Here is a 12245-nt window from a genome sequence, read left to right on the forward strand (position 1 = left end):
TCATAGAAATCAGAATGACAAAATCTAAATACCTACAAAAAATTCAAATTTACAGTTAATTTTAAATAGAAATTATCTTGGAATTTTTCTTCTGAATAAGCACCTAAACGATAAAATGCTCCCAATCCAAATGTTTTGAAAATTAAATTATTTACTTCAACTCCTGTTTCGTGATAATAATAATTCAATGTTTTGAATTCTAAATTTTGATGATCTGCTCTATCTTTCATATCACCTAAAACTCCACGGTAAACGAATTGTGGGAAAATAATTTTGTTTCCAACTTTAATGCCTGCAAAAATATGTTTCAACTGAAATGATACAAATCGATCCGAATAAAATTCTCCAGGACGCATTGTTTCAAAGTTCGTTAAACCTCCTACTCCAAAATTCAAAAAGTCATTTCGTTTTGCATTTCCTTGTCCTTCGTACAAATTCATCAACGGCATTTTTCCTTCAATCCAACCTGCATTTACATTGAAATTTGTTTTACCAATTCGCGTATCAAACACATCAAAATAAGACACATTGAAACGAAGCGGATCATAGTTAGAATTGAAAATATCCCAATATTTCGTCAACGTTGCATAAAAAACAGATTTCCCGCTATTCACCGTCACTTTTCCGTAAGGCGTGCGAATAAACTTGTCTTTTGGCGCAAAACGAATCGCTAATTGCGTGTTATAAAAATCGTACCAACCAATATTATTCAGGAAAGAATAATCAAATTCTGCTTGTTGTTTTTCGTAATTCGCCGAAATATTAAAAGTTACATTCTTGAAAATATCTTGCTCATATCCAAACGAATAACGTTTATATGAAAAATATTCATGGTTATAAATATTACTAAAAGCTCCAGAAATTAGACGTGTATAATTCGATTGCAATAAAATTGGCGTTTTCCCAGAAGCTGAAACATCTTGCGAGTATTTTGCAAAAAATCGTCCCGAATAAGGTTTGTTTACATAATAATCTCCACCAAATCCAAACTTAAATGTTTCATCTTTGAAACCATAAGCTGAATACGCATTCAATGAATATTTATCGCTCCAATTTTCGTTTGTATTAAACGCGGCTCCAAGTCTGAAACCCTCGTAATCATTAAACGCTAAGATTTTTGTTAAATCTAAATCAACTTTTCCTAACGATAATTTTCCTCCAGAATTGATGATTCTCATCAATTTCATTTGACGTTCTAACTTATATTTATCGCCAATACTATCAATTGTCGTATAAGTATTTCGTTCTTTGTTTGATAATGACGAATCACGGTAATCTTCCATCACATTGTCCCATTTCTTTTCGTTCATATTTTGAAAAGAAATTTCGTCTTCGTATCCTAAAAATTCATTGCGTTTGAAATGTGCAGGATTTTGAATATCCTTGAAAGTTGTTTCAAGATTAATCCAAATTTTTTCTTTTTTATCAATAAAATCATCGTCAGCTAATTTCTCTGTAATCTTAAAATTACCAGCTTCCATGCGATATTTTTGTTGATTTGGAATCCAAGAACCATTATTCAATTTCCAGTCTGCTTCTAATTCTGCAACATAATTTGAAATCGTATTTTCTGCTTCAATTTTTATTAAAGCATAGGTTCTATCATCAATCCAAAGTGTTCCTTTAATTTGTCTTTTATCCGTTTTGATTGAAGGGAAAAAGCTAATAACAGCCGTTTTTCGACCATCAATAAAAATATCCTCTTTGAAACCATAACGGTAATGCGAAAGACCTTCGCGACTTACTGGATTAATAATTCCTTTGAAGAAAAAATTGATTTTATCTTGATCAAAATTGAACGCAATTGGTTGCATCGCCAAATATTCGTACAAAGGCGAACGCATTCCAGAAATACGAGAAGATTGCACGATATTTTTTAGTCCAAAACGCTTCGAAACTTTATGATCCATTGCACGTTCTCCCAAAAATAAATGACTGTTGTCTAACAATTTTTTCCATTGATTATTGACAGAATCTTTGTGATTTTGAGGTTGAATGATAAACGGAATCGAATCGTTATTTACTGTGCTCCAAAATTTAGTATATGATTTTAGGAAAATATTTCCTCCGTTTCTGATTGTATTTTTGGATTGATTGCGAATTGCTTTGATAATCAAATTACGACCAACAGAATCATTTGTCGTAAAACTAACCTCGTCCAAACTAATGAAAGAAGGTTTCATCATAATTTCCACCAACTTTTTACCATCAGTCTGAATACTTTCTGAGAAATATCCGTTTTTGATTATATCAATAAAATGAACAGAATCATTAATATCCAATTCTCCTAATTCGTCTGTTTGACCAAAAAATTGTTTGGTATCGCTGTAAACATTAGCACCAGTTAAACGAAATTCGTCTTGAGCATCGAATACTCTCACTTTAATTTGAGCAAATGTGGCAATTGAAATACAGAAATTTAGCAGGAATATATAGTTCTTCATCTTTTGAAATTGATTATGCAAATAAATAAAAAAAGCAGCGAAACGCTGCCTTAAAATATTTTTTTTTCAAGAAAGATTAAACTTTCATGATTTCAGCTTCTTTTTTCGTTAAAGCTTCTTCTAATTTCTTAGAAAACTTGTCTGTTAATCCTTGAACACGTGTTTCATAATCTTTCACCATGTCTTCAGAAGCTTCTTTTACAGCTTTTAACGCTTTGTTCGCATCTTGACGTGCATTACGAAGAGAAATTTTAGCAGTTTCCATATCAGATTTGGCCATTTTCACCAACTCTTTACGACGTTCTTCTGTTACTGGAGGAATACTGATAATAATTGTATCTCCATTGTTAGAAGGTGCAAAACCTAAATTAGCATTGATGATTGCTTTTTCAATTTCATGAATTAAATTTCTCTCGTATGGTTGAATGCTCAATGTCATTGCATCTGGTGTATTTACATTTGCAATTTGAGTTAACGGAGATAAACTTCCGTAGTAATCAACACGAACTGAACTTAACATTGCAGGAGTAGCTTTACCTGCTCTTAATTTGTCGAATGCAACCTCTAAGTGACTTACAGTTCCCTGCATTTGCTCCTTAGCCGTTTCTAAAATAATATCTAATTCTTCCATTTCGGGATTTATTTATTTGTTACTAGAGTACCTACGTTATCTCCTAAAATTAATTTTTTCAAATTACCATCTGTATTCATATCAAATACAATAATAGGTAAATTATTTTCTTCACTCAAAGTAAAAGCTGTCATATCCATTACTTTTAAGTTTTTATCGTAAACTTCTTGATAAGAAATTGTTTCGAATTTCTCTGCTGTTGGGTCTTTTTCTGGATCTGCAGTATAAATTCCATCAACACGAGTTCCTTTCAAAATAACATCAGCTTGTGTTTCAATTGCTCTCAAAACCGCTGCTGTATCTGTTGTAAAATATGGATTTCCTGTTCCTGCACCAAAAATTACGACACGACCTTTCTCTAAATGACGCGTTGCTCTTCTTTTGATAAATGGTTCTGCGATTTGCTCCATACGGATAGCCGTTTGTAAACGCGTATTAACGCCAGCATCTTCCAAAGCTCCTTGCAATGCCATACTGTTAATCACAGTTGCTAACATTCCCATATAATCTCCTTGTACACGATCCATACCAGAAGCGACACCTTGTACACCTCTAAAAATATTACCACCTCCAATTACAATTGCCACTTCGCAACCAAGTTCTGCAACTTCTCTAATTTGTTGCGCATATTGTTTCAGCATATTTGGATCAATACCATATTGTAAATCTCCCATTAATGCTTCACCACTCAATTTAAGTAATATTCTTTTGTATTTCATCTTGTCAAAGGTTTTCTTTTGCAAATATAATTTTTCTATTCTGATTTATCCTAACGTTCGAAAATGTCAAACGCATTTTTTGTTGTAATTGCTGCAATTTCAGCTGGTGTTTGATGATAAATATCGACCAACTTATCACAAACATTTGTCAAATAACTACTTTCATTACGTTTTCCTCGAAACGGAACTGGAGCTAAATAAGGTGAATCTGTTTCGAGAACAATATGTTTAATATCAAAATCACCTAAAAATTGATCTATTTTTCCATTTTTGAAGGTTAAAACTCCACCAATTCCTAATTTCAAATTGAAATCAATTGCGCGTTGTGCATCTTCTTTTGTTCCAGAAAAGCAATGAAAAATTCCGAATAATTTTTCATCTTTCACTTCTTCTAATACTTCAAAAACTTCGTTGAAAGCATCACGGCAATGAATCACAATTGGTAAATTCTTTTCTTTCGCCCATTCAATTTGCGTTTTGAAAGCATCTTGTTGCGTTTGTAGAAATTCTTTTTCCCAATACAAATCAATTCCGATTTCGCCAATCGCTTTAAATGGACGTTTATCAATCCATTCGCGCACATGAGTCAATTCCTCTTCTATTGTATCTGGATGAACCGAACACGGATGCAAACCCATCATCGCAAACATCGAATCTTGATGTGCTGCTTCTAACGCCAACATTCTCTCCGTATAACTTTTATCAATTGCTGGCAAATAAAATCGCTCTACTCCATTTTGCTTTGCTCGCGCAATTACTTCATCTATATCATTCTCGAATTGCTCCGAATATAAATGTGTATGTGTATCAATTAACATGTTTTATTTTTGATTTCAAAAGTTCTTTTTCAGTTGAAAAATCAAGTTGATTTCCTTTTTCTAATGCATTTATCAATTCAATCGTTTTTACTAAAAATTGTTGATGATTTTCTGATTCTTCATTAAAAGGACGATGATTAATTGCTGAAATAATTTTGTTTATTTTTTGAATAATTGTTTGCGTTGATTGCTCGAAATAAGTCTCCGAAAACCTTTCCCAAATATAATCAACGGCTTGTTTCGATGGATGAATCAAATCTTCTTTGAAAAAACGATAATCTCTCAAATCATCTAAAACTAATTCATATGATGGAAAATATTCAACTTGATTATTTTGAAGACTTAATTGATATAAAGCGTCTAACAATCTCGCTTTGCTTACATTATTTTCGACCATTCCATCTTTTGTGTGACGAACAGGACTAACTGTTGTAATAATGCGAATAGTTGGATTAATTTTCTTCAAATCTGAAACAATTAATTCCAATGATTTTAGATTTTCTTCTGTTGTTAATAATCGTTTTTCAAATTGTTTAGCCTCTACTTTATGACAATTTGCGACAACTTGATTAGATTCTTTCCATTCATAAATCCACGATGTTCCCAATGTAATCATCAAAACATCACAAGAATGAATGTAATCATGAACTTGATCTAAAGTCGAATTTAATTCCTCTAGAACAGCTTCTTTCGTCAACGCATTAAACGAAGAATGTACATCGAAACAGAAAAATTCTTCTCCATTTTGATGTACATCAGCTGTTGTAAAATATTTTTTTTGAATGCTTCTTTCGATTAAATTTTGAATAGAATTCGAATTAAAAATCACTCCAAATGGATTAATTAATCCATCAAACTTTAAATCGGTCAAACGCTTTCCAATTTCATCTGAAAAACAAGAGCCTATCGTCAATATTTTGTGTTGATGATTGAGTTTAAAATCAGAAGATTGAATTTGAAAAGTCGTTCGAAATTGCATTTTTTATCCTTGTCGATCAATTAAAACTTCGCTTAATTCTCTCAAATAAGATTTACGTTCTTCTGGAACATCAATTTGATCCAAATAGCTGTGCGCTTTATTCGTATATTCTCTAATTAACGTTGAAAGTTTACGGTTAACATTCAGTTTTCTGAATAATTTTTCTACCGCATATACCTTATCGATATTATCTGTATTTGAGCTATACCAATATAATAATTCCTCTTTTTCTTCTTCGTTTGCCGCTTCTAAAGCAGAAATGTAAAGAATCGTTTTCTTATTCTCGAAAATATCTCCAGCGTGTTTTTTACCTAAATGTTCAAGGCTACCAAAAACATCCAAATAATCATCTTTCAATTGATACGCGATTCCTAAATTCAAACCATATTGGTACAATTTATCCGAATCCTCTTCCGAAGCATTTCCAATCATTGCGCCTAATTTCAAAGCACAACCAAGTAAAACACTCGTTTTTAGAGAAATCATTTTGATGTAATCTTCGTATGAAACATTCAATTTTGTTTCATAATTCACATCTAATTGCTGTCCTTCACAAACTTCTAAAGCAGTTTTAGAAAATAATTTTGTCGAACGTTTAAATAATTCAGGTTCTAAATCTTCTAAATATTGATATGCTTTTACCAACATTGCATCACCAGAAAGAATCGCTGTATTTAATCCAAATTTTTCATGAACTGTTACTTTACTTCTTCTTAATGAGGCATTATCCATAATATCGTCGTGCATCAACGAAAAATTATGAAAAAACTCAATCGCTAACGAAGGTTTCAATGCTTTTTCAACTTCACCATCAAACAAATCAGTTCCCAATAAAGTCAAAATTGGACGAATTCTTTTACCACCAATATTCAAAATATAATCCATCGGTTCGTATAATTCTTCTGGATTTTTAGAAAATGGATTTTTATCGATTGTTTCGGCAATTAATTCGTGAAATTTATCAAATGAGTACATAGTTTGATTTTTGTAAAAATTAAGTTTTGGCAAATATAACTAAGAATGATTGATTTTGGGTTGTTTTCTTTTATTTTTGATTGAACCTAAAAATTCGTTTCCGACAATCAAATACAAAAGAATTTGACCAATAATCGCAGCAATAAAATAAGGATGACCTTTTTGTAAAACAATCTCAGCACTTTGCAGCAAAGGAATTGTCCAAAAATAAGTGGAAACAATTACTAAAAGCAACGCATTAAGCCTAAAAATCCAGATTTTATTCATTTTATATGTTCCAAAATGGATAAATAAAGCGCCCAAAAAAGTATAAGCCAATACCTCAAAAAATTCATTCAGCACAAATTGTTCTCTAAATAAGCCAAAAATATCTTTGTGACTTACAAACAAAAATTCTTCCGGAACAAGGTAACTCCAATGGTTTGCAATAAAAAATAAAACAAGATTTAGCATCAAAACAATCGTCAATTGATCTTTGAATTGATCAACAAACATTGAATAATACTTGAACTTTGAGATTGATTTCTTTGATTTCATTTAACGAAACAATTCACTTACAATTTGATACGATTTTCGTTTTGCTTTTTGATCAAAAACATTTGTTGAAACCATAATTTCATCAATTTTAGATTCAAAAATAAATTCATCTAAACTCTGCGCCAAAGCACCTTTACTTCCAATAAAAGACAAAGCTGTCATTCCTTTTAGCATATATTTTTGCTCAGGCGAAGCCGATTCTAACTGTGTTTTTTCTGGCGGAACAATTGGTTGGCGTTTATCAGTAATAATATTCAAAAAACCTTGGTACATCGACATCGATAAATAATGTGCTTCTTCGTCTGTATTCGCCGCAATTACATTGACACAAGCAATCGTATATGGTTCTTGCAAAAATTCTGAAGGTTGAAATTGAGAACGATAAATCTCTACCGCATTATAAAATTGTTGTGGCGCAAAATGACCGGCAAATGCATAAGGCAAACCTAATTTAGCCGCCAAAAAAGCCGAATCTGTACTTGATCCTAAAATATAAATCGGGACATTTGCACCTTCTCCAGGAATCGCACGCACTTTACTTTCTTTATTATCTAAACTAAAATAATTTTGTAGATTTTTGATTTCAGCTTCAAAATCGTAATTCATAAAATTATCACCACGACGTAAAATGGAAGCCGTTAATTGATCTGTTCCTGGCGCACGACCTAAACCTAAATCGATACGATTTGGATAAAGCGCATCCAAAGTCCCAAATTGTTCTGCAACTGATAAAGCAGTATGATTAGGAAGCATTATTCCTCCCGAACCAACTTTAATCCTTGAAGTTCCATTTGCTACATAGCCTATTAATAAAGAAGTTGCCGCGCTCGCAACATTTTGCATATTATGATGTTCAGATAACCAATAACGACTAAACCCTATTTCGTCGACAAATTTTGCGTTATCTAAAGTGTTTTTGAACGTTTGATTTAATGTATCTCCTTCTCTTACATAAGCCAAATCCAACACTGAGTAGTTTATTTTTCTCATCCGTTCTTTTCTAATTAAAATATTAAACTAAATTACAAAAAAAAAATTCAAAAAAAATTCCCCCATAACATACATTATGGAGGAGATAATTTTGTAATTGGATTTATAAATAGGTTTAAGTAGTTGAAGAGTCTAAAATTTTTAATTAATAGTTTGATGATAGATTAGTAATCTTTCGAGATACTTAATTCAAAAATAGATAATTAAAAAAATAAATACTCAATTTAGAGGGGGGACAACTGGGGGGACATTTCATATTCATCTAAATATCAATACTTTGAAAATGAAGTAAAACATAAAAATAATTCAATTTTTTGTTAAGATTTACAATTTTTTCGGTCTATATTTGAAAAAATAATATATTGAAAGTTTCTATTTTTTTTACGCTCCTACTCTTTCCTTTTTTATTTTTATCATCATTTAGTTCTATTAGTAAAAATGATGAACGTATTCTTATTGAAAAAATCATCGAACAGAATAAAAATGTGACAGATTCTATTCAATTGCAAAATAATTTCAAGAAATTAGATATCTCATCAACTTCTTTTTTATCAAAAAGTCTAAAATCAATTTATCAAGTTTATTTAGCTAATCTTTATGCACAAACCAACGATAAATTAAACAAAAAAAGTAATTCGTTATTTGAGTCTGCATTAAAAGTTTCAAAAAATGTTAACTCACCAGAATTACAAATTTGGGTGAACACACAATTTGGATATTACTATTATAATTTTAGCCAATATCAAAATGCTTATCCATATTTTATGGAAGCATCAAAATTTCTCGACTTAACAAAAGATGAGGATATTTTTTCTAAAAGTGATGTTTACAAAAAGAATGCATTTTACTTTATGAATGTAAAAGAATTTGATAAAAGTGAAAAATATCTTTTGTTAGCTTTAAAATACACCAACAAAAAGGACCACGAATATGGAACAATTCTGAATGCGATTGGTCATGTTTTTATGAATAAAAATAATATTAATAAAGCAAATAATTACTTCGAATTAACAAAAGAATATGCAATTCAAAATAAGGACGAAATTCGATATGCAAAAGCTTTAGGTGATATTGCCTCTATAAATATTCTCAACAAACAGTACGATTTAGCGATTGATAATTTGAAAAAAGATATTGAAATTTCTAAAAAATTAAAAAACGCTCGAAATTTAATGTATGCAAATATTCAATTGGGAAAATTGTACTTGCAATTAAATCGAATTGATGATGCTAAAATAATTTTGAATGAAGCAAAAGAATATGCTTCTCAGAAAATTTATTTGAACAGTTTTGAATATGACATTTATAAAATCTTATTAGAAATTGCTGTAAAAAACAATAATATCAATGAGGAGTTAATTAGCCGAAGAAAATTGGATGAATTGGAATTAGAGTTGCAAAAAACAGATGGTCAAAATGTGATTAATGAAATTAATTGGAAAATTCAACAAGATAATTTCAACTTTAAATTTGAAGCAGAAAAAGCAGAACAAGAGAAAACAACCATCCTAAAAAATGCATTATTTCTTATTTCTTTTCTATTAATCATCATCATTTTAGTGGTAATAATTTCTTATCGTAGAAAAATAAAAATACAAAATTCCACATACGATAATAAAATATTATCTATTCAAAATGATAAACTTAAGTCTGAAAATAAGTTAAATAAAACCGCTCAAACTTTAGAATCATATAAAACATATTTGTCTGAAAAGAATAAACAAATAGTTACATTAAAAAATGAAATTAATTCTATTTCCAATTCAAGTACCATAAACAAAGAAAAACAATATAATGAATTAGTTAATCTCTTAGATTCGCATTTAATGACAGACGAAAGTTGGGGAAATTTCAAAAATATTTTTGCTCATGAACAAAAAGATTTTGTAAAATATCTTTCTCAAAATTTTCCATCTTTAACCGAATCTAATTTGAGAACTATTTATTTGTTAAAATTAGGCTTGAACAATTTAGAAATTTCGCAAATCTTAGGAATTTCAGCTGATTCAGTCAAAAAGGCAAAACAACGCTTAAAAAAGAAATATAAAAATTTTGATCAAATTTTTCATAATAATAATGATTAAAAAAGAATTATTCAATTCTCAACTTATTCAAATTACTTCGATAACTTTCTAATAATAAACTTTCGGTTACATAACCTTCAAATTTACCTTTTTTAGTGAGTAAAATATAATCTATTTTTTTTGCTTCCATCATTTTCATCACGTTTGCAGCATTCGTAAAAATAGATGTCGAAGGTGCTTCTGTAATACATTCTAAGTAGCTTTTATCAATAGTATCATTAAAAATAAATGATCGAATATTATCTAAAACTATAATTCCATGAATCGAATTATCTTCATTCAGAATTGGAATAAAGTCTTGTGTTGTAGTAGAAAAAATTTCTTTTATATCTTCAATTGAATTGTAAACTGTCAATGTTTTGATATTCTTGATATAAATCGAAAACAAATCAATTTTATTGAACAAATTTCGGTCTTTATCAGATGTAAAAACAATTCCTTTTTCTGCTATTGCGTATATATCCATCGAATATTTGTCGTATCGTTTTGAGATTGCAAAACTTATTGAAGAAACAATCATTAAGGGAATAATTAATCCATAACCTCCCGTAATTTCGGCAATTAGGAAAATTGCTGTTAATGGCGCATGAAATAACCCACTCAAAACAGCTGCCATTCCAACAACTGTAAAATTACCAACAGGAACTTCTTTGAAACCGATTAAATTAAAGAATTTTGCAACGACAAAGCCAAGATAAGACCCAACAAATAAAGAGGGCGCGAAGTTTCCTCCGTTTCCTCCACTTCCTAAAGTTAGACCTGTTGCTATAGATTTTATTAAAATTGTGACAAAAACAAATCCTAAAACTATCCATTGATTTGTTCTAAAACTCTCTAATAAAGAGTTATTTAAAATAAAACCGGCTTCATCATTTGCTAAATATTTTATACTCTCATAACCTTCACCAAATAAAGTTGGAAAAAGGAAAATCAATATCGCTAAACTTCCCGCTCCGACAATCGCTCGCCAATATACATTATCCGAATAATCCCCTATCAAATGTTCTACTTTACGAAATAATCGAGCATGATAAACTGAAACAAACCCCGCCAAAACACCCAAAATCACATAGAAAATAACATTATGATAATCAAATCCTAACGCATAACGAAAGGATAATAACATATTGCTTTTTAATGTTAAATTGGCTATTAAAGCTCCTGTTGCAGAAGATAACAATAAAGGAATAAAAGCAGTAACACTCATATCCGCTAATACAATTTCTATCGCGAACAAAACACCTGCAATTGGAGCATTAAATGCTGTCGCAATACCAGCTGCAACACCACAAGCCAACAAAAGTGTTCTTTCTTTGTATTTGAATCTGTAATATTGTGCATAATTAGAACCAAAAGCTGCTCCAGTAATTGTAATTGGGGATTCTAAACCAGCCGAACCACCCATACCAACTGTTAAGGAACTCGTTAAAATCTGAGCATACATCTGTTTTTTAGGCATTATTCCAGATTTTTTAGCTACAGCAATCATGATTTGAGAAGTTCCCTTTTCTATCGAACCATCCAAAAATTTCTGCACTACAAAAACCGTCAACAAAATACCTATAATTGGTAATATACTATTGATGTAAGGCAGTTTGACTAAATTATTAATATAAATAGTAAATTGAAAAACATTGTGCGCAAAAGTTTTTAGCACAATCACTGCAAAAGCAGATGAAATAGCTACCAAAATACACGATAAATACAAAAATTGTCGCTCTGATAAAACTAATTTTAACAGGTTCAACAAGTTTTGAAAAAAATTAAATGATTTTTTAATGTATTGAAAAAACTTTTGTTTTGTAGAAAGTCGCATACTCCAAAAATAGTGTACCTTTTGTTTATTGCCTAATTTAACTGCCACGAATTACACAAAAAGTAAACCAATAATACATAAAAGAATAAAATTTTTGAGAAAAAAAATAATTAATCATCTAATAACTATTTAATGTTATCAACTTCAATGATCTATAAACATTCACTTTTATAAATTATTTACTTTTCTATGATTCACTAAATAAAAGAATATTCATTAAAAGCATTTTTACAATTGTAATCTTCCCCTTGT

The 12245-nt window shown here is 30.2% G+C and carries 10 protein-coding genes; 1 reads left to right on the top strand and 9 read right to left on the bottom strand.

The window, feature by feature from the left end; genetic code table 11:
- Positions 1-32 precede the first annotated feature (32 nt).
- From B4G36_RS11515 to B4G36_RS11550, 8 genes are all read right to left on the bottom strand, one after another.
- Positions 33-2444 (bottom strand): DUF5686 family protein, encoded by a 2412-nt coding sequence (locus tag B4G36_RS11515; RefSeq protein ID WP_291064105.1) that lies wholly within the window; start codon positions 2442-2444, stop codon positions 33-35.
- Between the two features lie 76 nt (positions 2445-2520).
- Entirely contained in the window at positions 2521-3075 is a 555-nt protein-coding gene (frr, locus tag B4G36_RS11520; protein ID WP_115000990.1) for a ribosome recycling factor, read from the bottom strand.
- 8 nt (positions 3076-3083) lie between these two features.
- Complete coding sequence (pyrH, locus tag B4G36_RS11525; RefSeq protein WP_115000992.1) at positions 3084-3794, bottom strand: UMP kinase; 711 nt, start codon at positions 3792-3794, stop codon at positions 3084-3086.
- Positions 3795-3844: 50 nt separating this feature from the next.
- Positions 3845-4612, bottom strand: coding sequence for a TatD family hydrolase (locus tag B4G36_RS11530; RefSeq protein WP_291064106.1), 768 nt, complete (start codon positions 4610-4612; stop codon positions 3845-3847).
- Positions 4602-5591, bottom strand: a complete 990-nt coding sequence (locus B4G36_RS11535) for a GSCFA domain-containing protein (RefSeq protein WP_291064107.1) — start codon at positions 5589-5591, stop codon at positions 4602-4604. Before B4G36_RS11535 ends, B4G36_RS11530 begins: the two co-directional genes overlap by 11 nt.
- Before the next feature lie 3 nt (positions 5592-5594).
- Entirely contained in the window at positions 5595-6566 is a 972-nt protein-coding gene (locus tag B4G36_RS11540) for a polyprenyl synthetase family protein (RefSeq protein ID WP_291064108.1), read from the bottom strand.
- 39 nt (positions 6567-6605) lie between these two features.
- Positions 6606-7061, bottom strand: coding sequence for a hypothetical protein (locus B4G36_RS11545; RefSeq protein WP_291059380.1), 456 nt, complete (start codon positions 7059-7061; stop codon positions 6606-6608).
- Positions 7062-7103: 42 nt separating this feature from the next.
- A complete protein-coding gene (locus B4G36_RS11550) occupies positions 7104-8093 on the bottom strand; it encodes an LLM class flavin-dependent oxidoreductase (RefSeq protein WP_291064109.1) in 990 nt (329 codons plus the stop codon).
- 362 nt (positions 8094-8455) lie between these two features.
- Between B4G36_RS11550 and B4G36_RS11555 the strand changes: the two genes are divergently transcribed.
- Positions 8456-10177, top strand: a complete 1722-nt coding sequence (locus B4G36_RS11555) for a transcriptional regulator (RefSeq protein ID WP_291064110.1) — start codon at positions 8456-8458, stop codon at positions 10175-10177.
- Between the two features lie 7 nt (positions 10178-10184).
- Here B4G36_RS11555 and B4G36_RS11560 read toward each other — a convergent pair whose 3' ends face one another.
- Positions 10185-11993, bottom strand: coding sequence for a chloride channel protein (locus B4G36_RS11560; protein WP_291064111.1), 1809 nt, complete (start codon positions 11991-11993; stop codon positions 10185-10187).
- Positions 11994-12245 lie beyond the last annotated feature (252 nt).

The organism is Empedobacter sp. UBA3239 (assembly GCF_002362875.1).
GTDB lineage: Bacteria > Bacteroidota > Bacteroidia > Flavobacteriales > Weeksellaceae > Empedobacter > Empedobacter falsenii_B.